We start from the raw sequence: 26,891 nt of genomic DNA, 5'->3' as shown, positions 1-26,891 counted from the left end.
TGCGAAAGGTCGATGGCTGGGAAACCTTGGCTCAGCCCATCGCCCCGATCAGACTTGACCTCGCGGCCTGATCAGGCCCAAATCCACATGCTCGGAGAACGCCGCCAGAGAATTTCCACCAGATTCGAGACACAACCGCGCCCGCCTTGGCGGCCGGCTGTACCGTTGTGATCAAACCCTCTGACTTTACCCCATATTCAGCTCTGGCGCTTGCTGTTCTGGCAGAGCGAGCCGGCATACCCAAGGGTGTCATCAATGTCGTCACAGGTCTGCCCACAGAGATCGGCAAGGCCCTGACCTCTAGCCCGGTTGTGCGCAAACTATCTTTCACTGGCTCGACCCGCGTTGGGGCCTTGTTGGCAGAACAATGCGCGCCGAGCTTGAAGAAACTGAGCCTCGAGCTGGGCGGCAACGCGCCCTTTGTTGTATTTGATGACGCCAATATTGACGCCGCTGTTGAGGGCGCGATGCTGTCGAAATTCCGCAACGGTGGCCAGACCTGCGTCTGCGCCAACCGGATTTTGGTGCAATCGGAAATCTATGATGCCTTTGTGGAAAAGCTAACCGCGCGGGTAGATGCCCTGACCGTGGGGCAGGGGGATCACGCAAGAGTTGATATTGGCCCCATGATCAACGCCGCCGCGCTTGAAAAGATCAATACCCATGTACGCGACGCAGAGGCAAAGGGCGCCACCCGCACCACGCGGCAACGTCAGCTCAGCGCGCAATTTGCGGATCCTCTGGTGTTGCGCGATGCCACAACCGAGATGCAGTTGGCGTCGGAAGAAACCTTTGGGCCGGTTGCGCCGATCTTTCGATTTGAAACCGAAGACGAGGCGCTCGAGATCGCAAATGGCACCCCCTTTGGATTGGCAGCCTATTTCTATACCCAGGACATCGCCCGCGCGTTCCGGTTTGGCGAGGCGCTCGAATTTGGCCTGGTTGGGCTCAACACTGGCGCGGTGAGCAATGCCGAAGCGCCGTTTGGTGGGGTGAAATCCTCTGGCCTGGGTCGCGAAGGCGCGCAGGAGGGGATCGAAGAGTACCTGGAAACAAAAGCGCTCCATATTGGCGGCCTGTAAGACTGATCCTTTGGCTTGTCGCTCTGCTTATGCCGCCTGTTGGGGGGGCATATGTTTGTCCGGTTAGGGGCTCGAAACACTCTTTAATAGTGCATCCAGGGCGGCGCCAATATCGACGGCTCCCTTAGCTGCTAGATCGGTCAACCCAATATAGGCGCCGTAGACCAGGTGAACGACAGCGGGATCATGTTGCCCAATATCACCTAGCAGCTCTGCCAGGAACGCCAGCCTGATGTGATCAACGTCGTTGACCACCGCTAAGGCGGCTGGATCCGTTAACGCCCATGACCGCATTGCGGGTTCAACCTGCCGCCCGCCAAATCTGTCGGGGGCTGATCCTGACGCCTGCGCAATCAACCGTTCCAAACGTAGTGATGCATCCACTGCGCTGACGCTTTCAATTTCCTCAGCAACCCTATTGCGCCAGAGCGCCAGCATCTCGCGTTTGAAGGAGGGAAGGTCGTCGAAGTTCCAATAGAACGATCCTTTGGTAGCTCCAAGATTTCGCGCCAGGGCCTCGACCCTGATTGCGGTTGGGCCATCGGATGTAAGAGCGCGAAAGCCGGCGGCCAACCAGGTCTCTGATGGGAATTTGGTTTTGTTCATCGTCAAAATATACGCTGCCGTATTTACAATTCCAAGAGGCATCATATACGGTGGCGTATGTAAGCATCTCAAGCGGGTAAATGTGACTTGAAACATCCACCGAAGATACGGTTTGTGCGGCTCACGGATGTCGCATTGGAAGACATCGTTTTGCATATGAATACCCCGCGCGTTGCGGAACACATGCCGCTCTTGGAGGCGAAATGGACCCTGGATGATGCCAAACAGTTTGTTGCTGCGAAGGAAGAGTACTGGCAGCGCGATGGTCTGGGCCATTGGGCGGTCCTGAGCGATGAAGCCTATGTTGGGTGGGGTGGGTTTCAAAAAGAAGGCACAGAGTGGGACTTTGGCCTGGTTCTCACGCCGGGCAATTTTGGTCTGGGGATGCTCATCTCAAGAAAAGCCATTGCATTTGCGAAGGCAGATCCGCGCATTGAATTCGTGACGGTCCTGCTGCCGCCCTCTCGCAGGAATTTGGGGGCGCTTGTCCGCGCTGGGGCCAAGTTCACCAAAGAAATCGAATATGACGGTGAGGTTTTCAGGAAATATCGGCTTGAAACGTCGTGATGGCGCTGCGCTCTGGGACATTTCATCCATACCGCTGCAGTCGGCGGTTCTGATCCGCGCGACCGGCGCATAAACCGCCTCACGTGATGCGCGGTGTGACACTGTTTAGGGACAACCTAAGCAGTGCTGCGAGAAATCGTAGTTTTAGGGCATTGTCTTCTCCTTTAGCTTGGAAAGGATCGCCCGACATCGGGCCAAAAGCACCTTTAAAAGCAGGGGAAGGCGGACATGCCCGTGGAAAAGACTGATACATTGATCGTCGGGGGCGGGCAGGCTGGCATCGCCATGAGTGAGCACCTTGGCCAGGCCGGAGTGCCGCATCTGGTGCTGGAAAAAAACCGCACGGCCGAAGCCTGGCGCACCGGGCGCTGGGATGCGCTGGTGACCAACGGGCCAGTGTGGCATGACCGGTTCCCAAATATGAATTTCGAGGGCGAGGCGCCTGACGCCTTTGTCTCCAAGGATCGTGTGGCTGATTACCTGGTGGACTACGCCGCAATGGTACAGGCGCCGATCCGTGAAGGCGTCGAGGTGCTGGAAGCCCGGCGCCAGCCCGGCACTGGCCGGTTCCTGGTCAAAACCAGCGCGGGCGAGATTGAGGCCGACCGCATCGTGGCGGCAACCGGCGCGTTTCAGCATCCGGTGATCCCACCCATCGTTCCGGAAACCGCGCCGGTCACCCAGCTTCATTCGTTTCACTACAAAAACCCCGATCAGCTCCCCGATGGGGCGGTTATGGTGGTCGGTGCCGGGGCATCCGGGGCGCAGATTGCAGACGAGCTGAACCGCGCGGGTCGCAAAGTGTTCCTGTCGGTGGGCTCGCATGGCCGTCCACCACGTCGCTATCGGGGGCGTGACTTTGTCTGGTGGCTGGGGGTGCTGGGCCTGTGGGACATGGCCGCACCCGCGCCCGGCACAGAGCATGTGACCATCTCAGTCAGCGGAGCCTATGGCGGGCAGACCATGGATTTCCGTCGCCTCGCGGGGGAGGGCGTGGTGCTGACCGGTTTGACTGCGGGCTATGAGGATGGCGTGCTGCGCTTTGCTGACGATCTGCAGGCCAACGTGGCAAAGGGCGACGCAGATTACGCCGAGTTGCTTGATATGGCCGATGCCTATGTCGCGCGCACAGGCCTTGATCTGCCCATGGACCCGCAGGCGCGGCAGGCCTTCCCCGACCCGGACTGTCTGAGCCAGCCGCTGAACGCCATCGACCTGGAACAAGAGAACGTGGGCACAATCATTTGGGCCACCGGCTTTCGGCAGGACTTTGACTGGCTCAAGGTTGACGCCTTTGATGAGCGTGGCGCGCCAATCCACCAACGCGGACTGTCCACAGAGCCGGGGGTGTATTTCCTTGGGCTGCCCTGGCAGTCGCGGCGGGGGTCGTCTTTCCTGTGGGGCGTGTGGCACGACGCCAAACATGTCGCCGATCAAATTGAAATCCAGCGAGCCTACATGGCTTATGACGGCGAGGCGGCGATTGTGTCGGCCGCCGCAGAATAAACCTGACAGGAGCGCCCATATGGCACATACCCGCATTCGCAAATTCAACACCGGTGACACTTACCCCGAGCAGAACCTCGACAATGATCTGTGCCAGGCCGTGGTCACGCAGGGCGGCAAGACCGTCTGGCTGCGGGGGCAATGCCCACAGAGCCTTGATGATGCCAAAAACATCGACAGCCATGATCCGGTGGAGCAGACCCATAAGGTGATGCAGAACATTCGCCAGCTGATCGAAGAGGCCGGCGGCGACATGAGCCACCTGGTCAAGGTGGTGGTCTATATCACCGACGTGCGCCACCGCGAGGCGGTGTATCGCACCATGGGTGAATATATCAAAGGCGTGCATCCGGTTTCGACCGGGCTTGTGGTGCAGGCGCTGGCGCGGCCCGATTGGCTGGTCGAGATCGACGGCACCGCCGTGATCCCGGATTGAGCGCATGACCTTTTCTCTTGTAGCGCGCTGCGCCGAAACCGGCATGTTTGGCATGGCAATTTCCTCCTCGTCACCGGCGGTCGCCGCGCGCTGTGCCTTTGCCCGCGCAGGCGTGGGCGCGGTGGCCTCGCAGAACGTGACCGATCCCTCGCTGGGGCCGCTTACGCTTGACCTTATGCAAGGCGGTATGTCCGCGCCTGAGGCCATTGCCGAGGTGCAGGCCCGTGGCCAGTTCATGGAATACCGGCAAGTGCTGGCGGTAGACGGGCAGGGCCGCACGGCGATCCATTCCGGCCCCAAAAGCCTGGGTATCTGGACCCAGGCAGAGGCGGAAAATGTGGCCTCGGGGGGGAACCTTCTTGCCAATGACAGCGTCCCGCAGGCCATTGTGGCGGGATTCACGGGGGCCAAGGGCCATATCGGTGACCGCCTGATTGCTGCGATGCGCGCAGGCCTCTCCGCCGGAGGTGAAGCCGGGCCAGTACATTCCGCCGGAATGATGATTGTCGATAAGGTCGCCTGGCCGGTGGCTGAGCTGCGCTGCGACTGGACCCAGGGTTGCCCGATTGAAAACATCGCCACCGCCTGGGAGGTCTACAAGCCGCAGCTTGACGCCTATACCCAGCGCGCGCTCGACCCGCGCGAGGCGCCGTCCTACGGCGTGCCGGGCGACGAATAGAACAGGAAGGAACAGGGATGCGGGATTTCACCCTTCAGGACTGGCGGGCCAAGGCCGCTGCGCTGGACATCCGTCGCCAGGCGTTTATCGACGGCAAATTCACCGATGCCATCTCAGGCAAGACCTTTGATAGCGTAAACCCAGCCGATGGCGCCGTTCTGGCACCGGTGGCGGAATGCGATGCAGCGGATGTGGATTTGGCTGTGGCCGCCGGGCGCCGGGCCTTTGACGATGGCCGCTGGTCGCGCATGGCGCCGGGGGACCGCAAGGCGGTTTTGCTGAAACTGGCTGATCTGATCCGCGCCAATCTGGAAGAAATGGCGCTGCTTGACTGTCTGGATATGGGCAAACCCATCACCGATGCGATGACCGTCGATGCCCCGGGCTCGGCCCATTTTTTCCAATGGTACGCTGAGGCGATCGACAAGATTTATGACGAGGTCGCCCCAACAGGCCCCGGTGATCTGGCGCTGGTGCGCCGGGTGCCTTTGGGCGTCGTGGGGGCGGTCGTGCCGTGGAATTTCCCGCTGGATATGGCGACATGGAAATCGGCCGCGGCACTGGCGGCGGGCAATTCCGTGGTGTTGAAACCTGCCGAGCAATCGCCGCTGTCGGCGCTTCGACTGGCGGAACTGGCTGCTGAGGCCGGGGTGCCTGACGGGGTGTTCAATGTGGTGCCCGGATTTGGTGCCACAGCGGGCCGCGCGCTGGGCCTGCATATGGATGTGGATTGTCTGGCCTTTACCGGGTCAACCGCAACCGGCAAGCGTTTTATGGAATACTCCGGGCAATCGAACCTGAAACAGGTCTGGCCCGAAACCGGCGGCAAAAGCCCCAACCTCGTCTTTGCCGATTGCGAGGATCTGGAGGCGGCGGCTGACATGGCGGCCTTTGGTATCTTCTTCAATCAGGGGGAAGTTTGCTCGGCCAATTCGCGGCTTTATGTGGAACGGTCAATCAAAGACGCGCTGGTGGAAAAGCTGATCGCGCGGGCCGAAGGCATGCAACCGGGCGACCCGCTGGACCCATCCACAAAAATGGGTGCAATCGTCGATGAAAAACAGACCCAAGGCATCATGCGCTTTGTCGAAGCTGGCAAACAGACTGCCGATCTGGTGACTGGCGGGGCAAGGGTGCAGGTGAATGGAAGGGGCTGTTTTGTACAACCGACGATCTTTTCCGACGTGTCCCACGACGACGCGCTTGCCCGCGATGAAATCTTTGGTCCTGTGTTGTCGGTGATCCCCTTTGACACCGAAGACGAGGCCGTCACCATGGCCAATGATTCAATCTATGGTCTGGCGGCCTCGGTCTGGACCGACAATCTGTCCCGCGCCTGCCGGGTATCTGATCGGCTGCATGTGGGTACGGTTTCGGTGAACACGGTTGATGCCCTGTCGGCGCAAACGCCGTTTGGCGGCATGAAACAGTCGGGGTTTGGGCGTGATCTATCGCTGCATTCGCTGGACAAATACTCCGCCCTCAAGACCACCTGGATCAAATACAAATCCTGATCGCCCGGCGCGGCTCTGACAGGCGCGCGCGAGAGGTGAAATATTGCCGTTTAGGAGACGAGAATGCGCGATCCCCGCTATGATATTCTGTTTGAACCGATGCAGATCGGCCCGGTCACGGCCAAGAACCGCTTTTATCAGGTGCCCCATTGCAACGGTGGGGGTTACCGCGATCCGTCTGCGGCGGCCGAAATGCGCGGGATCAAGTCGCAGGGCGGCTGGGGTGTAATCTTTACCGAGCAGTGCGAGATGCACCATAGCTCGGAGATCACCCCGTTCATCGAACTGCGGCTGTGGGAAGACAAGGATATCCCACAGCTGCGCCGCATGTCTGAAAAGATGAAAGAACACGGTGCCCTGGCGGGCATTCAGCTGGCCTATTCTGGGATCAACGGCCCGAACCTCTATTCCAAAGAGGTGCCGCTGGCCCCCTCTGCCCTGCCGATCCGCACCTTCACCAATGACCCGGTGCAGGCCCGCGCCCTGTCCAAGAGCGAGATCAAGGATCTGCGTCGCTGGTTTGTGAACGCGGCAAAGCGCTCGAAAGAGGCGGGTTTTGATCTGATCAATCTCTATGGTGCCCATGGCTTTGGCATTTTCCAACACTTCCTCAGCCGCGCCACCAATCACCGGACAGATGAATATGGCGGCAGTCTGGAAAACAGATCCCGCTTTGCCACCGAAGTGGTCGCGGATATTCGCGACGCGGTGGGCGACACCATGGCACTCGCGCTGCGGGTCTCACTGGATGAAACCATCGGCGACCTGGGCTTTTCCAACGCCGAGGTGCGCGATTTTGTCGAAATGAACAGAAACTTGCCGGATATCTGGGATCTGGCGCAGGGCACCTGGGAAGACTGCTCTGGCCCATCCCGATTCAAGGAAGAAGCGGCCCAGGAAGCCCTGGTGCGCGGCATCCACGAGCTGACCGACAAGCCGATTGTAGGGGTGGGGCGCTTTACCTCGCCCGATGTGATGGCAAAGATGATCAAGTCCGGCACCTTGGACATGATCGGCTGCGCGAGGCCCTCCATTGCGGATCCCTTCCTGCCCAAAAAGATCGAAGAGGGCCGGATTGAAGACATCCGTGAATGTATTGGCTGCAACATCTGCATTACCGGCGATATGACAATGTCGATCAGCCGCTGCACGCAAAATCCCACGTTTATGGAAGAATGGCGCAAGGGCTGGCACCCGGAAACCATGAATGCAAAGGGCGACAGCGACAATGTCCTGGTCATCGGATCTGGTCCCGCCGGGCTGGAGGCCGCCTGGGCGCTGTGCCGTCGCGGCTATGACGTGGCGGTGGCCGAAGCCCGCGATGTCATCGGCGGTCGTGTCACCCGCGAACGCGCTTTGCCGGGGCTGTCGGCCTGGGGCCGTGTTGTCGATTACCGGGACTACCAGCTGTCGCAGCGTCCCAATGTCGAGATCTACCGCGAAAGCGAGCTGGACGTTGACAGCATCCTTGAGTTCGGGTTCCAGAACGTCGCCATTGCCACCGGTTCCACCTGGCGGCGCGACGGGGTCTCCCGTCAACATGTGGTGCCCATGCCCATCGCCGAGGCGGCAAAGGTCTATACGCCTGATGATCTGATGGATGGGACCGTGCCCGGCGGCACCGTGGTGATTTATGACGATGATCACTACTATATGGGCGGCGTTCTGGCTGAACTTTTGGTAAAGCAGGGCGCGAGAGTGACCCTGATCACCCCATCGGCCTATGTCTCGGACTGGACCAACAACACATTGGAGCAGGCGACGATCCATGCCCGGCTGGACGAAATGGGCGTCGATATCGTGCTGAACCGCGGTGTCACTGAAGTGGCAGGCGATCACGTGGTCTCGAACTGCGTCTATACCGGCAAAACCCGCAGCTACCCCTGTGACGCGGTTGTCATGGTTGCATCGCGCAGTGGCAATGATCAGCTGTTCCAGGGACTGACAGCGCGGCAGGCGGACTGGGCCGATGCGGGTATTCGCTCGGTCAAGCTGTTTGGCGATGCCGAGGCCGCTGGCCCGATTGCCTGGGCAACCTATGCCGGGCATCGCTATGCGCGGGAATTGGATGAGGCTGACATCGGTGACGATCTGCCATTCCGCCGGGAAATCACCGAACTGGCGCCGCAATGAGCGCGGCGGTGCCCAAGGCCCGCACCGGCGACATTCTCGCCCAGCTCATTAGTTTTCCAACAGTCAGCGCCGACAGCAATCTGGCGCTGATCGACTATGTCGAAGACCTGCTCAAAACCGCAGGGTTCGAGACCTGCCGGCTTGCTGATCCCAATCTCCCAAAGGCGGGGCTGATGGCGCGCATCGGTCCCAAAGGTCCGGGCGGCGTGATGCTGTCGGCCCACAGCGATGTGGTTCCCGTTGAGGGGCAGGACTGGACCCGCCCGCCGTTTGACATGACGCGCGCGGATGGGCGGATCTATGGGCGCGGTAGCACCGACATGAAGGGGTTTCTGGCCTCCGCCCTGTCGCTGGCAGAGCGCGCCGGGGAGGCGCCCCTGGCCCAGCCTTTGATGCTGGCGATCTCCTATGATGAGGAGGTGGGGTGCCAGGGCATTCGCAAGATGATACCGGGGATTGAGGCGCTTGGCTGGCGCCCGGACCTGTGCATCGTGGGCGAGCCAACGTCGATGCATCCGGCCATCGGTCATAAGGGCAAGGCGGCGTTTCGTGCCATATGCCATGGCGAGGCGGGCCATTCGGCGCTTGCCCCACGGTTTGTGAACGCGCTGCATCTGGCCGCAGACGTCTTGACTGCCTTGCGCGCCCTGCAGGATGAATACGCCAGCTCAGGCCCGCAGGACGCGGCCTATGACATTGCCTATTCCACCGTACATGCCGGAACAATGCAGGGCGGTACCGCGCTCAACATTGTGCCGGACCACGCCGAGATCGCGTTCGAGCTGCGCCATTTGCCGACTGACCAGCGTGAGGCGTTTGAAACCAGGCTTGCCAGGAAAATTGGCAATACCACCGGGATTGAGATCACCTGCACCAATATTTACCCAGGCCTGGAGGTATCGCCAGATGCACCAGAGGTGGCGCGGGTTGCAGCGCTTTGCGGCAGCAAGGCTGCGATCAAGGTTGCCTTTGGCACCGAGGCAGGCTTTTTTACGGAGCTTGGTATCCCGACAGTGGTATGTGGCCCCGGCGACATGGCCGGGCAGGGGCACAAGGCGGATGAATACCTGGAAGAGGCGCAGCTGGCCGCTTGTGACGAGATGATGGACCGCCTCCTGGCCGAGCTAAGCTGACCTGACTTAACGCGAGTTGAGAAGCTGGGGCACATGTGTGGAGATCCAGTCATTTGCATGGGTCAGAAAGGCGTCATGCAGCTGGATCCGGGCACTGCTGGCGATGGACAGCAGGCCCAGCTTCATGGGGCGGTGGTTGCCCGTCAGTGGCAGGAACCGCATGGGCTTACCATCTGGCGCCAGATCATGCAGCGGACGGATGTTTACGATCGAATAGCCAAAGCCGTTTGCGACCAGTCCCCGCATCACCGCCATATCCTGTGTCCTCTCGGCGATGTTTACGTGCAGCCCTGCGCGGGTAAAAAACGACAGAAAATAGTCCGCACTATGGGGCAGATCCAAAAGAACCATGGGATAGTCCGCCAGGTCTTCTATCGCGACGGAGTGTTGATCGGCCAGGGGATGGGTTTCGCTGAGCGCCACCAGCGGCGGCAGGGTCACCATCGGGTGAAAGCTCAGGTCGCGAGGCAGGTCCAGATCATAGGTCAGCGCCACATCTATCTTGGCCTGGCGCAGCAGAATGAAAAGTTCTGATTGGTTGGCTTCGATCTGGCTTATGCGGACCTCGCTGTATTGGTCGGTAAAACTACGGCGCAGGCCCGGCAGCACAACCTGGGCAAAGGTGCTGAGACAACCAATCGACAGCGGTCCGCGGATCGACCCGGAAAGCGAAGCGGCGAGATCGGCAAGACCCGACGCCTGTTGCAGCACGCCCTTTGCATGATCAAGCATTGCGTGACCCGCCGGCGTGGGTGTCAGCCCCTGTGCGTGATGTCGCACAAAAAGCATCACCCCCAGCTCCTCCTCAAGCTGCGACACGCTTGCCGAGATGGACGGGGAGGAGACATTGAGCAAGTGAGACGCTGCCGTGATACTGCCGGTTTCGCCGACGGCCACAAAGTACTCAATCTGCCGCAAAGTGTATCTGATAGGCATGGTGTTAGCCTCGTTTCCTTATGGTCGGCGCTTGCGGTTTAAACCGTGCCGGGCGGGGCGATAGGCATCGCCGGATCCCGCGCCGCTACCGAAGTATCAAGGGGAGCTTGGCCGGAAGCAACGATCTATCCTGTCCACGGCAGCTTAGCCAGTGATGACGTGGGGCATCATTCTCCGCGCGGCGTTTGTGATTAAAAATTAAGCTCTGAACGATGTAAACCCGCAGGTGCTGTGGGACCGTCAGTGGATGGCAGGAAAATGCGGCTTGCCCGGTGAAAGCTATATCTATCTAGAACTCCAAAGAAATTTAGAGTTTTTGGCGCAAACAGCAGGGGATTTTTTCGTGGCGTTTAGCCCCTGCCTAATCAGCGATTTCGCAACTACTCATTTACCTGTCCCGCTGACGCGGCCTTTATCCGTTCAATAAAATGACCTGCCACGCGACCGTCCGTCTCTTTTCGGGACTGGTGGCAGGGCTAGAACGGGATAAGCCATATGAAAGATTTGAACGCAGTTGAAGTGATCGAAGTCTCCAAGAGTTTTGGAACTTTTGACGCGCTAAGCTCGGTCAGCTTTGACATCCGCGAGAACGAATTTTTCACCATGCTGGGGCCATCGGGTTGCGGCAAGACCACGCTGTTGCGGATGATGGCAGGCTTTGAGACGCCCGATCGCGGCAGTCTGCGTCTGCATGGGCGCAACATCGTCGATATCCCTCCGCACAAACGCCGGGTGAATACCGTGTTCCAAAGCTATGCGTTGTTCCCGCATATGACGCTGGAGCAAAACGTGGCCTTTGGGTTGGAAAACCTGGGGTGGGACCGGGCCAGGATCAAGGCGCGTGTCGGTGAGATTCTGGACCGCGTGCATATGGGCCAGTTTGCCACTCGCAAACCGGCACAGCTGTCGGGGGGGCAACGGCAGCGTGTGGCGCTGGCCCGCGCATTGGCCCCCGAACCCGAAGTGCTGTTGCTGGACGAGCCGCTATCGGCGCTGGATCTGAAACTGCGGCAGGCGATGCGCGACGAGCTGCGCAGCCTGCAACGCGACACCGGCATCACCTTTGTCTTTGTCACCCACGACCAGGAAGAGGCGCTGGACATGTCTGACCGTATCGCCGTTCTTGGCGGCGGAAAGGTGCAACAGATCGGCACTCCAACAGAGATCTACGAAGAGCCGGTCAATCGCTTTGTGGCCGATTTTGTCGGCGAAACCAATTTTCTTGATGTTGAGGTCCTGGAGGCGGCAGATCACAGGGCCACTGTGCGCACGCCCTTTGGCCGAGTGATTGAAATTCCTGCCCCTGTGGATGTAGGCAAGGGTGATGCCACCCTGTCGATCCGCCCGGAAAAGCTCAGCCTCGGGGATCAGGTGGAAGGCATCGACTTCACTGCCGAGGTGCTGCAGAAACACTATCTGGGCGGCTATACCCACTACGTTCTTGAGGCCAATGGCACCCAGCTGCGGGCCTCCCGCCGCAATGCCTCCCGCGAGGGTGACACGATTGCAGTGGGCAGCACCGTGCATGTGGGTTTTGTCGAACACTCGGCCCGGGTGCTGAGCTCATGAGCGATGCCGATCAAACCAGCACCGCAGTGCAGCGTCGCCGCGCCCTGAACCTTGCCTATCTCGGGCTGGTGCCGTCTTGGCTGCTCATGGGGTTTGCCCTGCTCATGCCGATTGTGATCGTCGTCGCCGTCTCTGTCTCGACGCGCGGCGCCTATGGCGGTTTTGATTGGGGCTTTGATCTCACCGGCTACCGGCAAATCCTGTTCAACGAGGGCTGGACCGGCGAGATGGAGTTCACGCCGCAATACCTGATGATCATCCTGCGCACGGTTTTGTTAGCAGCAGTGACAACGATCATCTGTCTGAGCCTCGCGGTGCCGGTCGCCTATTACATCGCGCAGCAACCAGCGCGCCGCAAGGCGCTGATGGTGTATCTGGTCACCCTGCCGTTTTGGATGTCGATGATTTTGCGGGTCTATGCCTGGATGATCATCCTCGGTCGAGACGGCCCATTACCGCGTTTCCTGGAGATCTTTGGTGCGCCGCAAGGGTTGAGCCTGATGTACAACGACGGCGCGACGCTGGCGGCCATGGTCTATACCTACATCCCGCTGATGGTGTTGCCGGTCTTTGCCTCGATCGAGAAGCTGGACGGCACGCTGATCGAGGCGGCGCATGATCTGTATGGCAACCGCTGGGTGACGCTGCTGCGGGTGATCCTGCCGCTGACGGCGCCGGGCATTGCCTCGGGGGCGATCCTGGTTTTTGTGCCGGCGCTGGGCGCGGTGCTGGAGCCGATCCTGATGGGCGGCGGCAAACAGATGATGATGGGCTCCCTGATCCAGCTGCAATTTGGCGGCGGCCGTAATTGGCCCTTTGGGTCTGCCATCGCCGTGATGCTGTTGGTCTTTGTCATGGTTGTGCTGATCGTTCTGGCCCGCCGGGCCGCGCTGAAGGAGGCAACACCATGAGCCGCAATCACGACGTCAAACGCTATCCCGGCCTTGGGATCCTGAGTCTGGCCTTCTTTGCCTATCTCTATGCCCCTTTGCTGATTGTGGTGATCTATTCGTTCAATGCCAACCGGATCACCGGTGTCTGGACCGAGTTCTCGGTCAAGTGGTACGGCTCTGCGCTCAACAACAGCGCATTGATGGCCGCTGTCGAGACCTCGCTGATCGTGGCCGGGATCGCCACAGTGGTTGCCACAACCATTGCGCTGATGGCGGCCATGGCGATCATTCGTGGCAAGAACCTGCGCTTTCGCAGGCTGTCTGAAACAGTGGTCAACCTGCCGCTGCTGCTGCCAGAGATCGTTCTGGCGGTGGCTACGCTGATCCTGTTTTCGCTGATCGGGTTGCAAAATGGGCTGCTTAAGCTGGTGATTGCGCATTCGGCCTTTTGCACACCGTTTGCCTTTTTGCCGATCCGGGCTCGTCTTCAGGGTATGTCGCTGGATTTTGAGGAGGCCGCCACCGATCTATACGCGCCGCGCTGGACGGTTTTTCGCCGGGTCACGCTGCCGCTGATTTTCCCCGGACTGTTCTCGGGGGCGATGCTGGCCTTTTTGATTTCGATGGATGACTTTATCACCTCCAACATGCTGGCCTCGGGCGGGACCACAACGCTGCCAGTCTACATCTTCTCGCTGATCCGCGCAGGTACCTCGCCGGAGCTCAATGCCATCGCCACGCTGTTGATTGCGGCCTCATTGGTGCTGGCGACGGTTGCGCTGACGGTCGCAGCGCGCAGCGCGCGTGAGCCAAACTGATTTCACCGAACCACATAACAACAAGCCCCCAACAGGAGAGAAAACATGAAAAAACTGATGACGGGAACTGCGCTTTCACTGTGCTTTGCATCTGCGGCGTTGGCCGAAGGAAGCCTGAACATCTACGCCTGGTCGGAATCTATCGCGCCTGAGCTGATCGAGAAATTTACGAAAGAATACGACGTTGAGGTCAGCCTCGACGGCTACACGTCGAACGAGGATCTGCTGACAAAGTTGCAGGCCGGCGCCTCGGGCTATGACATCGCCGCGCCGTCGCAGCACTTCCTGCGGATCATGATCGACGAAGGTCTGATCGAGAACTTTGCCGCCAACGAGCTGGAGGCCTATGCCAATATCGACGAACGCTGGCGCAATCAGTGGTGGGACGAAGGCCAGAAATATTCGATCCCGATGGCCTATGGCACGGCAGGCTTTGCCGTCAACACTGCCGAGTATGACGGACCGACCGACAGCCTGAAGTATTTCTTTGAACCAGGCGAAGGTCTGGCCGGCAAGGTTGCCCTGCTGTCCTATCCTGATGAGGTCGTTGGCGCGGCACAGATGTATCTGGGCGTGCCTTTCTGCTCCGAAGATCCTGCCGAGATGAAGAAGGTTCTTGATCTGTTGATGGCGCAAAAAGAGGCGGTTGCGGTCTATTCCTCGGACAATATCGCGACCCGTCTCAGCTCGGGCGAGGTGGCGACTCATTTCTGGTGGGACGGTGAAGTGGTGCGCGCCATCGCGGACGGTGCTCCGGTGGAATACGCCATGCCCAAGGAAGGTCTGGTTGGTTGGATCGACAGCCTTGTGATCCCTAAGGGTGCGCCGAACCGCGAGAATGCGATCAAGTTCATCGAATTCATCTCCACCCCCGAGAACGCAACCATCGAGATGAACCACTACGCCCACTCTTCGCCGATGAAGGTGATCGAGGCCGAGAAGATTTACACCAAGGAGGTTGCCCCTGCGCTCTACCCCACAGTGCCCGTGGAAATGTCGCGCACCTGTAGCCCCAAAGCGCAGGATCTCGTGACCCGCGTCTGGACCCAGCTTCTGCAGTAACACCACCAGCGGGGGCCGCACTGGCCCCCGCCTCCCGGAGAACATCATGCCTGCCACTCTCGTCATCCTGAATGCTAAGATCCGTCCGCTCTTTGCTGCCAAAGGCACAACAGCGCTTGCCCTGCGCGACGGACGCATCGCCGCCATGGGAGGTGACGCTGACATGCGGGGCGAAATCGGCCCGGACACCCAGGTCATTGACGCGGAAGGACGTGAGCTGCTTCCCGGGTTTATTGAGAGCCACCTGCACCTGTTCATGGGCGGCGCATCGCTGTCGATGCTGAATCTCGGTGAGACCTTTGGGTTCGAGGCCACGCGCGAGGCCTTCCTGGCCTTCATTGCGCAAAACCCGGCAGACGACCTGATCTCGGGCTTTGCCACCAACTACACCATTTTTGGCGAGGACCGCCGCCCTAACCGGCATGACCTGGACCGGATCTGTGCCGACCGTCCGATCTGTCTGAACTCGGTGGACCTGCATTGCGCCTGGGCCAATACCCGCGCGTTGGAACTGGCCGGTATCCTGCAGGGGGCCGACGTCGGAGCGGGATCTGAGGTGGTGATGGGCGCGGACGGCTTGGCCACTGGTGAGCTGCGCGAGTTTGCCGCCATGCAGCGGGTCAAGTCCCTGTCGCGGCTGCAGGGGCGCGACGGGATGGATCAAATGGGGCTGGATGAGGTGCCCGAAGAGCACCGCGCCTATGATCGGGCGCTGATCGCCGAGGCCGGCGCCTATTGCGCGCGGCACGGGATCACCCATGCAGTCAATATGGATGGCACGCCGTATCAGGCCAGTTTGATGCGCGAGCTGGCCCAGGCGGGTGAGATGCCCGTACGGGTGAGCCTGCCGCTCAAGCTGGCGCAGGCCGATGGTGCCGAGGGCGTGGCCCGGATTGAACAGTTTGGTCCCGAGGTCCCCGGCTGGCTGAGCTTTGGCCGGATCAAGCTGTTTATGGATGGCGTTTACGACACCTGGACGGCGCTCACGGTGAGCGATTACCCCGACCAACCTGGCTTTCGCTCGGAGCCGCTGATCGACCCGGAGATTTTTAAGGCGATTTGCATCGAAGCCGACCGGCGAGGCCTTCAGGTTGCCACCCATGCGGTGGGAGACGGCGCGGTGCGCGCCAGCATTGACGGATACGAGGCGGCAGCGCTGGCCAATGGCACACGCGATGCGCGCCACCGGATTGAACATATCGACACGATTGCGGCGGAAGATCTGGAACGGTTAAAACCTCTGGGTATCATCGCCTCGATGCAGCCGGTGCATCCGCCGGGATCGGCGGGGCTGCCGCTGGAACCCACCACATCCATCATGGGGCGGGACCGTTGGGCCCATGCGTTTCCCTGGCGCATGATCCGTGACCGGGACGTGCCGCTTGCCTTTGGTACCGATTGGCCAGTGTCGCCGCTTTCCCCCCTTTACGCGATCCATTGCGCCTTAACCCGCAGGCCCTGGGCCGAGGATATGCCGGATCAGCGGATCAGCCTTGATGCCTGTCTTGCGGCCTATTCCATTGGCGGTGCCTATGCGGATTTTTGTGAAACGCGGCGCGGCGCGCTGAAACCGGGATATGACGCCGATCTGGTGCTGATCGACGGGGCCTTGGAAGGCCTCGCAGACAGCGCCGAGGCGGCTTCGGTCTATATGACGCTGTGCAACGGAGAGATAACCTATGAGGCAGACCGTGCATAAAGCTGAGAGCAAAGTTGAGTTCGACTATATCGTGATCGGCGCAGGATCTGCGGGCTGTGTTCTGGCCAACCGGCTGTCAGCCAACCCAGCCCATCGGGTGCTGGTGGTCGAGGCGGGGGGATCGCAGAGCGACCCACGGGTTAAGGTCCCCGCTGGCATCCTGGCGATGTATGGCCGCCCGCGCTTTGACTATGGCTATGTTGGCACGCCGCAGCCGGAAATGAACGGCCGCCGAATTCCGGTGAACCGGGGCAAGATGCTGGGCGGTTCCTCCTCGATGAACTCGATGCTCTACATTCGCGGCGCCGCCTCGGACTACGACGAGTGGCGCGATCTGGGCTGTACCGGATGGGGCTGGGACGCGGTGTTGCCCCTGTTCAAGGCGCTGGAGCGCAATGGCATTGGTCAGGATCCTGCCTATCACGGCACCGAGGGCGAGCTTTGCGTCTCGCATCCCACGGATCCCAACGCCGTCTGTCAGGATTTCATCGCTGCGGGCGAGACACTGCAACTGCCCCGGAACACGGATTTCAACGGCCCCTCGCAACTTGGCCTTGGGGTCTATGATGTGACCCAGAAAAACGGCATCCGTTTTTCTGCCTACAATGCCTTTCTGGAGCCAGTACGACACCGGCCTAATCTGGAGATCTGGACCGGAACAGAGCTGCAACGGCTGATCCTCGATCAGGGCCGTGTCTGCGGCGTGGCGCTGAAACGCGACGGAGCCCTGCAGCAGGTCGGTTGTCGGGGCGAGGTGGTGCTGAGTAGCGGTGCCATTGGCACACCGATGGCGCTGATGGGATCGGGCATCGGTCCGGGTGAGATGCTGCGGGCTGCGGGCATTGAGGTGGCGCATGATCTGCCCGGCGTGGGCCAGAACCTGCGCGACCATGTTGACGGGATGATTACCGTGCGCAGTGGCTCGGCGCGCACGCTTGGGCTTTCGATGCGCAATTGGCGGCGGCTGGTCATGTCTCCCTTTGCTTTTGCCGCTCAGCGCAAGGGGGAGCTGTCGACAAACTATGTGGTCGCTGGTGGCTTTGCCAAGACACGCTACGCAGACGCGCAGCCCGACATCCAGTTCCATTTTGTGCCGGGCTATCGCAGTCACCGGGGGCGGTTGCTGGAATGGGGCCATGGGTTTGCCGTTCATACCTGCGTGTTGCGGCCCGGCTCGGTTGGGGAAATCCGGCTGGGGTATGAGAATGGCGCGCCGGTGCCGCTGATTGATCACCGGTTTTTCTCAGACCGTCGCGATCTCGATACCCTGATCGAAGGGATCAAGACCGCGCGCCAGATCTTTGCGGCTGCGCCGATGGCGGGGCTCGACGGTAAAGAGATTCTCCCCGGCCCAGCGGTGCAAAGCGATGATGAGATCGAGGCCTACCTGCGTGCCGAAGCTTTGACCGTTTATCATCCGGTTGGCACCGCAAAGATGGGCACCGATCCCATGGCGGTGGTTGATCCGGTGTCGATGCGGGTGCGCGGCTTGCAGAACCTGCGGGTTGCCGATGCTTCGATCATGCCGACGCTGATCGGTGGCAACACAAATGCGCCCACAATGGTTATCGGTGAAAAATGCGCCCGTGCGATGCTTGGATGACTGATGCTCGGGTGACTGTGGATGCCCGCCCACATTCCGGCTGTGTCTGCCTATTCAGAAACATGATCTGAACCAGCACCGTTAAACAGATCGGCTAAACAGATCAGCCACCCGCCGAGCCCAAACCACTGTGCAAAGGCCCGGAGCTGTTGGTCTCTCGTTGGCGATAGGCGCCTGGGGTGGCATTGGTCCAGCGCCGGAAGGCGCGATGGAAATTTGCAGCAGAGGCAAAGCCGATATCCTGCGAGATCTCCTCAATGCTTTTGAGACCGCGCGACAGATCGCGTATGGCAATATCGCGGCGGAGGCCGTCTTTGATCGCCTGAAAGGAAGTGCCTTCGCCGCCCAACCGCCGGATCAGGGTGCGGGGGGTCAGGTTCAGGTCCTTGGCCGCGTCTTTGAGATGATAATCCAGCCTGTCCGACAGCAACAAAAGGTCGCGTAACCGCAGGGGCAGAGCATGGGTGCGATAGCTGGTAAAGATCCAGTCTCGGGGGGCGCGCAGCAGGAATTCCTGCATTTCCAACTCGCTGCGGGCGACGGGCAGGTCATCGGGCTGGCTGCCAAAAACAATCCTGGACTGCGCCTGACCAAACAGGATCGGCGCCGGAAACAACACCGGGTAGTCTTCGGCAAATTCGGGGCGCTCAAAGGCAAAGCCGACTTCAGTCAGCGGCAGTTCACGCCCGGTCAGCCAGGACGAGACCCCGTGGGCAAGTTTCAGCAAGAACATATGGCCAAACCGCTGAGGCCTGTGCTGCCCACGTGGCGCCAACAGGATGCAGATTTGTCCGGCTTCTGTCTCGAGCACCAGTTGGAAATCATCCAACAAGAGGTTCCAGAAGGAGGTAAATCGAAACAGCGCCGCCGAGAGCGAAGAGGCCCCCCGCATAGAGGCGCAGAGATGTTTCAGGGTGCCGGTGCGAATAGGGCGGCTCCACAGGCCCATCATTTCATCACCGGTCTCCTGCGCGACCAGCTGATACAGGCGGACGATCTGATCATGGGTCACACGCCCCCCGGGCTGGGCGGACCCGACCAAACCGATCTGATCCAGAAATCCGGCCAGCTGTTGCGGCGGGCAATGTTGACGCAGGACCTGCAGCCAGTCTTCCAGAAAGGCGCGGGATACGGTGGGCAAAAAGTCTGGGCTGGGGTCAAATATCATAGGGGTTTTTGCGAGGGTTTGTCACTTTTTGCAAGGTTTTCGTCCACTGCGGAGATTGTTCCGACAATTTGCCGGCTCTATCTGGCATATAAAGCAAGCCCGATTGGGCGACAGATCAGACAGATATCCCAGTGGAGGCGACCGCCCGTGAGTTTTGATGCACCCGTAAAAGACATGCTTTTCAACATTGAACACCTCTCTCGCTGGTCCGAGGTTGCCGGGCTGGAAAAATACGACGGTCTGGAGCTGAGCGACGCGGGCGCCGTGTTGGAAGAGTTTGGCCGCTTTTGTGCCGAGGAAATTGCGCCGCTGAACGCCTCTGGCGATGCCGATGCATCCCATTTTCAGGACGGCAAGATTCAGCTGGCTGGCGGCTTTGCGCAGGCCTATCGGAAATTTGTTGAAATGGGCTGGCAAAGTCTGCCCCATCCCAGCGCCTTTGGTGGCCAGGACCTGCCCCGCGCCGTGGCGGCCTCTGCCACCGAGATGCTGAACGCGGCCAATCTCAGCTTTGCGCTGTGTCCGCTGCTGACAGACGGCGCTATTGAGGCGCTGCTCACCGCCGGGTCTGACGCCACCAAGGCGACCTATCTGGACAATCTGGTCAGTGGCAAATGGACCGGCACCATGAACCTGACCGAGCCCCAGGCCGGCAGCGATCTGGCGCTGGTACGCAGCCGCGCCGAACCCCAGGCGGATGGCACCTACAAGGTCAGCGGCACCAAGATCTTTATCACCTATGGTGAACACGACATGTCGGAAAACATCGTGCATCTGGTGCTGGCACGCACCCCGGATGCCCCGGCTGGGGTTAAGGGCATCAGCCTGTTTTTGGTGCCAAAATTCATGGTCGGAGATGATGGCGCACTGGGCGCGCGCAACGCGGTTCACTGTCAAAGTGTCGAGCATAAACTGGGCATCAAGGCCAGCCCGACGGCCGTGCTGCAGTTCGAAGGCGCCACCGGGTTTTTGATCGGTGAAGAAAACGCAGGCCTCACCTATATGTTCGAGATGATGAATTCGGCCCGTTATGCGGTGGGTCTGCAGGGGATCGCCGTGGGTGAGCGTGCCTATCAGCAGGCGCTGGCCTTTGCCAAGGAGCGGGTGCAAAGCGCGCCAGTGGATGGCTCCAGCCGCGACGCGGTGACCATTGTCCATCACCCGGATGTGCGCCGCATGCTGATGCGGATGCGGGTGCTGACCGAAGGGGCGCGCGGCATGGCCGCTTTTGCCGCCGGCTGTCAGGATCTGGCCCGAAATGCGGGATCGCCCGAAGCGCAGGCAGAGGCCAAGGCACTGTCAGAATTCCTCACGCCGCTGGTCAAGGGCTTCAGCACCGAAAATGGTGTCGAGGTGGCGTCCTTGGGTGTTCAGGTACATGGTGGCATGGGCTTTATTGAAGAAACCGGCGCGGCGCAGCATTACCGGGATGCCCGCATTCTGCCAATCTATGAAGGCACCACCGCCATTCAGGCCAATGATCTGGTGGGGCGCAAAACGCTGCGCGATGGCGGTAAAACCGCCCGTGCCCTGGCAGCACGGATTGCTGAGACAGAAGCAGAGCTGGCGGCAGGCTCAGCTGCGGCCCAGGCCGTTGCGCCACGCCTGGCAGTTGCGCGGCAGGCCTTTGAAGAGGTGGTCGCGCATTTGCTCAGCCTGGATAAGGCGGAAATGCCTGCCGCCTTTGGCGCTGGTGTGCCCTATCTGATGCTGGCCGGGAATTTGGTCTCTGGCTGGCAGATGGCGCGTGGCCTGCTGGCTGCAGAAGCAGCCCTGGCGCGCGGCGAAGACCCGGAGTTTATGACGGCCAAGGTCGCCTCGGCCCGGTTCTATGCTGATCACGTGTTGTGTGAGACCGAGGTGCAGCGCAGCCGCTGCGTTTCCGGCGCTGAAAGCCTCGCGGCGGCACTGCTGTAACCGCACCACATAAATCTTCTTTTAGGGCGGCGCTTGCCCCGGCGTCCGCTTCTCCTCTCATGCTTATAAGGACCAAACCATGACTGTCGAAATTGACATCTCCCGCTTCAAAAACCTCGACCTTCAGGCCCATGACGATGGTGTCTGGGTTGTCACCCTGAACCGCCCGACCAAACGCAACGCACTGGATATCGATACCATCGAAGAGCTGGTTGATTTCTTCTCCACCGCGCCGCGCGCTGGCGTCAAGGCGGTGGTTCTGGCGGGGGCTGGCGATCACTTCTGCGCTGGGCTTGACCTGATCGAACACCACGACGAAGACCGTAGCCCGGCAGATTTCATGCATGTCTGCCTGCGCTGGCACGAGGCCTTTAACAAGATGGAATACGGCGGCGTTCCGGTCATCGCCGCTCTGCAGGGCGCGGTTGTTGGGGGCGGGCTGGAACTGGCCAGTTCGGCCCATGTCCGGGTGATGGATCAGAGCACCTATTTTGCCCTGCCCGAGGGGCAGCGCGGGTTGTTCACCGGCGGTGGTGCCACCATTCGCGTGACTGATCTGGTGGGTAAATCCCGCATGATCGACATGATGCTGACGGGCCGTGTCTATCAGGGGCAAGAGGCCTGCGATCTGGGGCTGGCACAGTATATTGTCGAAGGTTCCAGTTTTGACAAAGCGCTGGAACTGGCGCGCCGCACCGCTGAGAACCTGCCGCTGTCGAACTTTGCCATCTGCTCTGCTGTCAGCCATATGCAGAACATGTCAGCGATGGATGCCGCCTACGCCGAGGCTGTGGTGGCGGGTGTGGTCAACACCCAACCCGATGCCCGCGCACGGCTTGCGGCCTTTGCTGACAAAAGCGCCGCCCGGGTGCGTCGCAACGACTAAGACCCAAGACCCGAGCCCATTGCTGCCCTGCCCTTTGCAAAAGGGGCGGGGTTTTTCTTTTTGGCCCCTGCAGTGTCCAGGGTTCAACAGCACCTGAATGGGGAAAGCTGGTGAACCGCAGGGGAATCAGATAGGAAAATTATGTGGCTGTTTGTCTCGTGCCACTGCCGGATCTGTATCGCTCTTGTTGCCCGCCTACGGGATGAAGGAAAGAATTGACCGCATGAAACATGTCCCCAAAGAAACCACCGATGACGCCCTTATTCAGGAATTTCTGAACAAGGGTGGCAAAGTCAATGTTGGTAAGACCAAACCGATGCCAAGCGAGCTCGGTCTGAGTAACAATGTCTGGAACAACAAAATGACCAAAGAAGAAAAAGCGGCCCGCGATAAGCCGAAGAAGTAGCGTCACCCGGTGCGCAAAACCAAGCGGGCTGCTTTGCGCGGATTTGCTGCGGTGACAGGCATTGAGTAGTCTCGCCCTGCGAACCGGGCGAGACTGTTTGTTTAGGTCAGTTTTGATTAGGCCGTGCCGGTTTTCACGACCATCTTGCCAAAGTTCCGGCCCTCAAGCAGATCGTTGAAGGCTGCAGGCGCCTTCTCCAGACCTTCAACCAGTTGCTCGCGGTATTTGATCTGACCGCTTTTGATCCAGCCGATCATTTCCTTGGAAAACTCGGGGTAGTGATGCGGGAAATCGTCAAAGATGATAAAGCCCTGCATCTTGATCTTTTTCACCAGCAAGGCTCCCATCAAGGCCCCCATGCGATCGGGGCCATCGGGCAGGCTGGTGGCGTTATACTGCGAAATCAATCCGCACAGGGGCACCCGGGCATTGGGGTTCAGCAGTGGCAGCACGGCATCAAACACAGCGCCACCGACGTTTTCAAAATAGACATCAATGCCATCAGGACAGGCGGCCTTGAGCTGCTGGGCAAAATCCGCAGCGTTGCGGTCGATACAGGCATCAAAGCCCAGCTCGTTTACCGCATAGGCGCATTTTTCAGGCCCACCCGCGATGCCGACAGCACGACAGCCTTTGATTTTGGCAATCTGGCCGACAGTTGCCCCCACTGGACCGGTGGCCGCTGCGGTGACGACGGTTTCACCCGCTTTGGGCTCGCCGATATAGAGCAATCCGCAATAGGCGGTGAAACCGGGCATGCCCATAATGCCAAGCGCCCAAGACGGCTGTGCCGGATCGGCCCCCATATTGGTGACTCCCACCCCGTCTGAAATGGCATAGTCCTGCCAGCCGCTAAAGCTGAGCACCCAGTCGCCGGGGGCAAAGCCCTCCACATCCGAGGTCACAACCTGTGCCACGGTGCCGCCGACCATCGGATCGCCAATAGCAACCGGATCGGCATAGGATTTGGCGTCGTTCATGCGGCCACGCATGTAGGGGTCCAGCGACAGGTATTCGACCCGCAACAGCATTTCCCCCTTGCCTGCGACGGGCAGATCGGCGGTTTCCAGGGCGAGGGTGGTGTCATCCGGTTTGCCAACTGGGCGGTTCTTCAGAACGATCTGGCGGTTTTTATCGGCGGTTTGTGGCATTGGGTTTCCTATGCATTGGGGGATGTTTGTTCGGGTTCGGGTTCGGGGTGTGGCTCGGGCAAGAGCGCCAGAGTGGCCTCCATCGCCTGCAACAGCGGATCAGCGCTGCGGGACAGTTTGGCCATCAGGCTGGCACCCAGCCACATCTGATAGAGCGCAGGACCAACCAGGTCGGGCTGCACTGAAGCGGCGATGGAGCCGTCTTTCTGGCCCTCGGCAATGGTCCTGGCCAGGCGTCTGCTTACGGTACGTGTTCCGGCCTCCAGAAGGTGACGCATCTCGTTTGATATGTCAGAGACTTCTGCGCCCAGTTTCACGATCAGGCATTGGCTGCAGGCCTCTTGGCTGCTTTGACTGCTCACCCAGCGTGACCAATACTCCAACAGCCGGGCCCGTGCCGTTGGGGCACTGTCCTCCAGTATCTCGGTCAGCGTCTCGCCATATTGGCTGAGATACTGTTCCAGCAGTTTGCAGCCAAAATCCTCTTTTGAGGCAAAGTAGTGATAGAAGGAGCCTTTGGGCACCGCAGCGGTTTTGAGCAGCTCTGCGAGCCCCATACCGGTAAATCCACGCTGTGCCACAAGGGCCCGGCCGGTGGTTAGAATATGGTCGCGGGTGGAATCGGTTTGCGTTGTCATGGCGCATGAGATGACGAGAATTAGACCGGTCGTCTAGTGCGGTGAATTGGAAACCCCACGTCACTTGCTGCGCGGTAAAAGGCGGCTTCAATGGGGGCGTTTTTGTGTTTGCCTGTCAAAGTGACGTTTGGTCCAACTGCTATGACGCAGGATTAACCCTCTGCAAAACAGGGGATCCCTCGTCTACTCTTGGACCCTTGTAACGACGCATGATCCCAGCCGGAGGCAGCCATGAGCGACCTGAAAACCCAGTTTCGAACCTGCAATATCTGCGAGGCCATGTGCGGGCTGATTATCACCTACGACGATACCGAGGTGCATTCGATCAAGCCAAACCCCAAGGATCCGTTGTCGCGCGGCCATATCTGCCCAAAGGCCATCGCGCTACAGGATTTCCGCACCGATCCGGACCGGGTGACAACGCCGTTGAAAAAGGTAGACGGTGAATTTGTGCCAATCAGCTGGGACGAGGCCTATGCGTTTGCCGCGCACCGTCTGGCTGCAGTGCAACAGGCCCATGGCAAGGACGGGGTTGGCATCTATCTTGGCAATCCCAATGCCCATAAATTTGGCAACCTCCTGACCCTGCCGGGACTGGTCAAGGCGCTGGGCACAAGCAACCGCTATTCCTCGGCGACAGCGGATCAGATCCCGCATCACGTCGCCTCGATCCATATGCTGGGCCACCCGATGCTGATGCCCGTGCCGGATGTGGCGCGCACGGATCTCATGCTGATCCTGGGCGGCAATCCCGTGGTCTCCAATGGGTCGATGATGACGGCGCCGGGCTTTGGCAAGCGCATGGATGAGATCAAGGCGCGCGGTGGCCGCGTGGTGGTGATCGACCCGCGCCGCACTGAAACTGCGGCCCGCGCGGGTGAGCACCTGTTCATCCAACCCGAAACCGATGCCCTGTTACTTCTGGCGCTGATCCACGAGGTCTTTGCCCAGGGGCTGGAAGATCTTGGCGCGCTGGCTGACATCACCGATGGGGTCGAGGTGCTGAAAGATGCGGTGCAGCCCTTTACCGCTGACAAGGCTGCGGCGATGACGGGTATTGAGGCGCAGACCATCCGCGATCTGGCCCGTGATTTTGCCACTGCAAAATCGGCTGTGTGTTACGCGCGTATGGGGGCCTCAACCCAGAGCTTTGGCTCCCTGTGCCAATGGGCCAATAATGCGCTCAATATTATTACCGGCAATTTTGACAGCCCCGGCGGCGCAATGTTCACCACACCGGCGCTGGACAATGTCGGCATGAATAGCCGCAAAGGCAAGAGGCGGAGCTACCCAGAGAGACGCTCGCGGGTGTCCCAGCAGCCGCTCTATAATGGCGAGTTTCCGGTTTCGGTCATGGCAGAGGAGATGGAGACGCCGGGTGAGGGGCAGATCAAGGCAATGATCACCGTGGCGGGCAACCCTGTCCTGACGGCTCCGAATGGTCAGCGCATTGGCCGCGCGTTTGAGGCACTCGACTTTATGATGTCGATTGACCTCCACATCAATGACACCACCCGCCATGCAGATCTGATCCTGCCGGCCACGGTGGCGCTGGAGGAAGAGGTCTATGACATGGTCTTCCACAGTTTTGCGGTGCACAACACCGCAGCCTTTGCCAAACCGGTCTTTGCTCCGCCCAATGGCAACCCGCAGGAATGGGAGGTAATCTCCCGCTTGGCGGCGAAGATATCAGGGGCCAGCAGCATTGGCCCTTCCCCAACCAAAATGCTGGAGATGCTGCTGCAGCAGGGGTTCCACAGCGGGACTGTCACGGTAGAGACGATGTTGAACGCGCCCAGTGGCGCCATTGACCTGGGCCCGCTGGTCTCAAACCTGGCCGATCGGCTGGAGACCCCGGATGCACGGTTGCACCTGGCGCCCGAAGTGTTCCTGGCGGACTTGCCGCGATTGCTGGACTTCCAGCCCCCGGTCTGTGACGATTTCCCCTTGCTGATGATTGGTCGTCGTCAGGTGCGCAGCCATAACAGTTGGACACAGAACAGCCCGCGCCTGGTTAAGGGACGCAATCGTTGCACGGTGCAGCTCAACCCGGCTGACGCCGCACGGTTTGGCTTGGCCGAAGCCCAGGATGTGGAGATCGAAAGCGCTGTGGGGGCTGCCAGGTTTCCGGTTGAGATCACCGAAGAGATTGCGCCGGGTGTCGTGTCGATCCCTCAGGGGTGGGGGCAGCGAAAGGGCAAGCTGTCAGCGGCGACCAGGGTGCAGACGGTATCAATCAATGATCTGACCGATGATCGTCGCATTGACCCCATCAGTGGCAACGCTGCCTTTAACGGAATCCCCGTGCGCGCCCGCGCTGTGTAGCGTTTCGTCTATTCGCCGCGGGCGTTGTCTTGGGTGAGTCTTGGCTGGGGCGTGTTGAGTGTTGTGGTTTGGGGCGGTGTTTGGGTGTTTGGTTTTGGATTGGCTGGGTGATTTTGGGATTAACCCCGTGATTTTGCGTTATTTTTGGGATTTTCCAAAAAAGA

The 26,891-nt window shown here is 60.0% G+C and carries 23 protein-coding genes; 18 read left to right on the top strand and 5 right to left on the bottom strand.

The annotated features are described in order from the left end of the window. Positions 1-122: 122 nt before the first annotated feature. Entirely contained in the window at positions 123-1,082 is a 960-nt protein-coding gene (locus QZ268_RS15155) for an aldehyde dehydrogenase family protein (protein ID WP_295454333.1), read from the top strand. A 63-nt stretch (positions 1,083-1,145) separates the two neighbouring features. Here the strand turns inward: QZ268_RS15155 and QZ268_RS15150 are convergent, their stop codons facing one another. After that, the gene (locus tag QZ268_RS15150) at positions 1,146-1,844 is read right to left on the bottom strand and encodes a TetR/AcrR family transcriptional regulator (RefSeq protein WP_295454331.1); all 699 of its coding nucleotides are present in this window, start codon (positions 1,842-1,844) and stop codon (positions 1,146-1,148) included. Here QZ268_RS15150 and QZ268_RS15145 point away from each other — a divergent pair, their 5' ends adjacent. The 7 genes from QZ268_RS15145 (at position 1,845) to argE (ending at position 9,656) form a co-directional block, all read left to right on the top strand. After that, positions 1,845-2,255, top strand: a complete 411-nt coding sequence (locus QZ268_RS15145; RefSeq protein ID WP_295454330.1) for a hypothetical protein — start codon at positions 1,845-1,847, stop codon at positions 2,253-2,255. Between the two features lie 228 nt (positions 2,256-2,483). Further along, positions 2,484-3,761, top strand: a complete 1,278-nt coding sequence (locus QZ268_RS15140; protein ID WP_295454329.1) for an NAD(P)/FAD-dependent oxidoreductase — start codon at positions 2,484-2,486, stop codon at positions 3,759-3,761. A gap of 19 nt (positions 3,762-3,780) precedes the next feature. Further along, complete coding sequence (locus QZ268_RS15135; protein WP_027239228.1) at positions 3,781-4,197, top strand: RidA family protein; 417 nt, start codon at positions 3,781-3,783, stop codon at positions 4,195-4,197. A gap of 4 nt (positions 4,198-4,201) precedes the next feature. Beyond that, entirely contained in the window at positions 4,202-4,876 is a 675-nt protein-coding gene (locus tag QZ268_RS15130) for a DUF1028 domain-containing protein (protein WP_295454327.1), read from the top strand. 17 nt (positions 4,877-4,893) lie between these two features. After that, on the top strand, positions 4,894-6,390 hold the full coding sequence (locus QZ268_RS15125) for an aldehyde dehydrogenase (protein ID WP_295454325.1): 1,497 nt from the start codon (positions 4,894-4,896) through the stop codon (positions 6,388-6,390). A gap of 63 nt (positions 6,391-6,453) precedes the next feature. Next, entirely contained in the window at positions 6,454-8,523 is a 2,070-nt protein-coding gene (locus tag QZ268_RS15120) for an FAD-dependent oxidoreductase (protein WP_295454323.1), read from the top strand. Continuing rightward, positions 8,520-9,656 (top strand): acetylornithine deacetylase, encoded by a 1,137-nt coding sequence (gene argE / locus QZ268_RS15115; protein WP_295454322.1) that lies wholly within the window; start codon positions 8,520-8,522, stop codon positions 9,654-9,656. Before QZ268_RS15120 ends, argE begins: the two co-directional genes overlap by 4 nt. 6 nt (positions 9,657-9,662) lie before the next feature. Here the strand turns inward: argE and QZ268_RS15110 are convergent, their stop codons facing one another. Then, positions 9,663-10,592 (bottom strand): LysR family transcriptional regulator, encoded by a 930-nt coding sequence (locus QZ268_RS15110; RefSeq protein ID WP_295454321.1) that lies wholly within the window; start codon positions 10,590-10,592, stop codon positions 9,663-9,665. Between the two features lie 495 nt (positions 10,593-11,087). Here QZ268_RS15110 and QZ268_RS15105 point away from each other — a divergent pair, with 495 nt between their 5' ends. The 6 genes from QZ268_RS15105 to QZ268_RS15080 are packed head-to-tail and all read left to right on the top strand — an operon-like array spanning position 11,088 to position 18,236. After that, a complete protein-coding gene (locus QZ268_RS15105; protein WP_295454319.1) occupies positions 11,088-12,161 on the top strand; it encodes an ABC transporter ATP-binding protein in 1,074 nt (357 codons plus the stop codon). Next, positions 12,158-13,072: an ABC transporter permease gene (locus QZ268_RS15100; RefSeq protein WP_295454317.1), complete on the top strand. Its 915-nt coding sequence runs from the start codon at positions 12,158-12,160 to the stop codon at positions 13,070-13,072. Before QZ268_RS15105 ends, QZ268_RS15100 begins: the two co-directional genes overlap by 4 nt. Next, positions 13,069-13,872 carry an ABC transporter permease gene (locus tag QZ268_RS15095; RefSeq protein WP_295454315.1) on the top strand — a complete coding sequence of 268 codons (804 nt, stop codon included), beginning with the start codon at positions 13,069-13,071 and terminating at the stop codon, positions 13,870-13,872. Before QZ268_RS15100 ends, QZ268_RS15095 begins: the two co-directional genes overlap by 4 nt. Before the next feature lie 45 nt (positions 13,873-13,917). Further along, entirely contained in the window at positions 13,918-14,934 is a 1,017-nt protein-coding gene (locus QZ268_RS15090; RefSeq protein ID WP_295454313.1) for an extracellular solute-binding protein, read from the top strand. 46 nt (positions 14,935-14,980) lie between these two features. After that, positions 14,981-16,633, top strand: a complete 1,653-nt coding sequence (locus tag QZ268_RS15085) for an amidohydrolase family protein (RefSeq protein ID WP_295454312.1) — start codon at positions 14,981-14,983, stop codon at positions 16,631-16,633. Further along, the gene (locus QZ268_RS15080; RefSeq protein WP_295454310.1) at positions 16,614-18,236 is read left to right on the top strand and encodes a GMC family oxidoreductase N-terminal domain-containing protein; all 1,623 of its coding nucleotides are present in this window, start codon (positions 16,614-16,616) and stop codon (positions 18,234-18,236) included. The genes QZ268_RS15085 and QZ268_RS15080 overlap by 20 nt, the downstream gene beginning before the upstream one ends. A gap of 103 nt (positions 18,237-18,339) precedes the next feature. Here the strand turns inward: QZ268_RS15080 and QZ268_RS15075 are convergent, their stop codons facing one another. Continuing rightward, on the bottom strand, positions 18,340-19,404 hold the full coding sequence (locus QZ268_RS15075; protein WP_295454309.1) for an AraC family transcriptional regulator: 1,065 nt from the start codon (positions 19,402-19,404) through the stop codon (positions 18,340-18,342). Positions 19,405-19,551: 147 nt separating this feature from the next. On the opposite strand from QZ268_RS15075, the gene QZ268_RS15070 reads away from it, so the two are divergent. From QZ268_RS15070 to QZ268_RS15060, 3 genes are all read left to right on the top strand, one after another. Then, complete coding sequence (locus tag QZ268_RS15070) at positions 19,552-21,321, top strand: acyl-CoA dehydrogenase (RefSeq protein ID WP_295454307.1); 1,770 nt, start codon at positions 19,552-19,554, stop codon at positions 21,319-21,321. A 79-nt stretch (positions 21,322-21,400) separates the two neighbouring features. Beyond that, positions 21,401-22,207, top strand: coding sequence for a methylthioacryloyl-CoA hydratase (dmdD, locus tag QZ268_RS15065; RefSeq protein ID WP_295454305.1), 807 nt, complete (start codon positions 21,401-21,403; stop codon positions 22,205-22,207). A gap of 223 nt (positions 22,208-22,430) precedes the next feature. Then, positions 22,431-22,613 (top strand): hypothetical protein, encoded by a 183-nt coding sequence (locus QZ268_RS15060; RefSeq protein ID WP_054463722.1) that lies wholly within the window; start codon positions 22,431-22,433, stop codon positions 22,611-22,613. Between the two features lie 116 nt (positions 22,614-22,729). Here QZ268_RS15060 and QZ268_RS15055 read toward each other — a convergent pair whose 3' ends face one another. Together QZ268_RS15055 and QZ268_RS15050 are read right to left on the bottom strand one after the other, a co-directional pair. Next, a complete protein-coding gene (locus QZ268_RS15055) occupies positions 22,730-23,764 on the bottom strand; it encodes an NADP-dependent oxidoreductase (RefSeq protein WP_295454303.1) in 1,035 nt (344 codons plus the stop codon). Positions 23,765-23,772: 8 nt separating this feature from the next. Continuing rightward, positions 23,773-24,402, bottom strand: coding sequence for a TetR/AcrR family transcriptional regulator (locus QZ268_RS15050; protein ID WP_295454302.1), 630 nt, complete (start codon positions 24,400-24,402; stop codon positions 23,773-23,775). A gap of 231 nt (positions 24,403-24,633) precedes the next feature. On the opposite strand from QZ268_RS15050, the gene QZ268_RS15045 reads away from it, so the two are divergent. Further along, positions 24,634-26,727 carry a molybdopterin oxidoreductase family protein gene (locus tag QZ268_RS15045; RefSeq protein ID WP_295454300.1) on the top strand — a complete coding sequence of 698 codons (2,094 nt, stop codon included), beginning with the start codon at positions 24,634-24,636 and terminating at the stop codon, positions 26,725-26,727. Positions 26,728-26,891: the final 164 nt, after the last annotated feature.

Source organism: uncultured Pseudophaeobacter sp. (assembly GCA_905479575.1).
In the GTDB taxonomy this organism is placed as follows: Bacteria; Pseudomonadota; Alphaproteobacteria; order Rhodobacterales; family Rhodobacteraceae; genus Pseudophaeobacter.
Note: the sequence above shows the minus strand (reverse complement) of the source record. Positions and strands in the feature narration are given on the sequence as shown.

Excerpts from the sequence above, each read along its gene's own strand:
- QZ268_RS15100 (WP_295454317.1), top strand. The coding sequence starts at position 12,158 with ATGAGCGATGCCGATCAAACCAGCACCGCAGTGCAGCGTCGCCGCGCC.
- QZ268_RS15095 (WP_295454315.1), top strand. The coding sequence starts at position 13,069 with ATGAGCCGCAATCACGACGTCAAACGCTATCCCGGCCTTGGGATCCTG.
- QZ268_RS15085 (WP_295454312.1), top strand. The coding sequence starts at position 14,981 with ATGCCTGCCACTCTCGTCATCCTGAATGCTAAGATCCGTCCGCTCTTT.
- QZ268_RS15105 (WP_295454319.1), top strand. The coding sequence starts at position 11,088 with ATGAAAGATTTGAACGCAGTTGAAGTGATCGAAGTCTCCAAGAGTTTT.
- QZ268_RS15150 (WP_295454331.1), bottom strand. The coding sequence starts at position 1,844 with ATGCAAAACGATGTCTTCCAATGCGACATCCGTGAGCCGCACAAACCG.
- QZ268_RS15120 (WP_295454323.1), top strand. The coding sequence starts at position 6,454 with ATGCGCGATCCCCGCTATGATATTCTGTTTGAACCGATGCAGATCGGC.
- dmdD (WP_295454305.1), top strand. The coding sequence starts at position 21,401 with ATGACTGTCGAAATTGACATCTCCCGCTTCAAAAACCTCGACCTTCAG.
- QZ268_RS15140 (WP_295454329.1), top strand. The coding sequence starts at position 2,484 with ATGCCCGTGGAAAAGACTGATACATTGATCGTCGGGGGCGGGCAGGCT.
- QZ268_RS15045 (WP_295454300.1), top strand. The coding sequence starts at position 24,634 with ATGAGCGACCTGAAAACCCAGTTTCGAACCTGCAATATCTGCGAGGCC.
- QZ268_RS15075 (WP_295454309.1), bottom strand. The coding sequence starts at position 19,404 with ATGATATTTGACCCCAGCCCAGACTTTTTGCCCACCGTATCCCGCGCC.
- QZ268_RS15130 (WP_295454327.1), top strand. The coding sequence starts at position 4,202 with ATGACCTTTTCTCTTGTAGCGCGCTGCGCCGAAACCGGCATGTTTGGC.
- argE (WP_295454322.1), top strand. The coding sequence starts at position 8,520 with ATGAGCGCGGCGGTGCCCAAGGCCCGCACCGGCGACATTCTCGCCCAG.
- QZ268_RS15090 (WP_295454313.1), top strand. The coding sequence starts at position 13,918 with ATGAAAAAACTGATGACGGGAACTGCGCTTTCACTGTGCTTTGCATCT.
- QZ268_RS15145 (WP_295454330.1), top strand. The coding sequence starts at position 1,845 with ATGAATACCCCGCGCGTTGCGGAACACATGCCGCTCTTGGAGGCGAAA.
- QZ268_RS15080 (WP_295454310.1), top strand. The coding sequence starts at position 16,614 with ATGAGGCAGACCGTGCATAAAGCTGAGAGCAAAGTTGAGTTCGACTAT.
- QZ268_RS15125 (WP_295454325.1), top strand. The coding sequence starts at position 4,894 with ATGCGGGATTTCACCCTTCAGGACTGGCGGGCCAAGGCCGCTGCGCTG.
- QZ268_RS15110 (WP_295454321.1), bottom strand. The coding sequence starts at position 10,592 with ATGCCTATCAGATACACTTTGCGGCAGATTGAGTACTTTGTGGCCGTC.
- QZ268_RS15050 (WP_295454302.1), bottom strand. The coding sequence starts at position 24,402 with ATGACAACGCAAACCGATTCCACCCGCGACCATATTCTAACCACCGGC.
- QZ268_RS15055 (WP_295454303.1), bottom strand. The coding sequence starts at position 23,764 with ATGCCACAAACCGCCGATAAAAACCGCCAGATCGTTCTGAAGAACCGC.
- QZ268_RS15135 (WP_027239228.1), top strand. The coding sequence starts at position 3,781 with ATGGCACATACCCGCATTCGCAAATTCAACACCGGTGACACTTACCCC.
- QZ268_RS15060 (WP_054463722.1), top strand. The coding sequence starts at position 22,431 with ATGAAACATGTCCCCAAAGAAACCACCGATGACGCCCTTATTCAGGAA.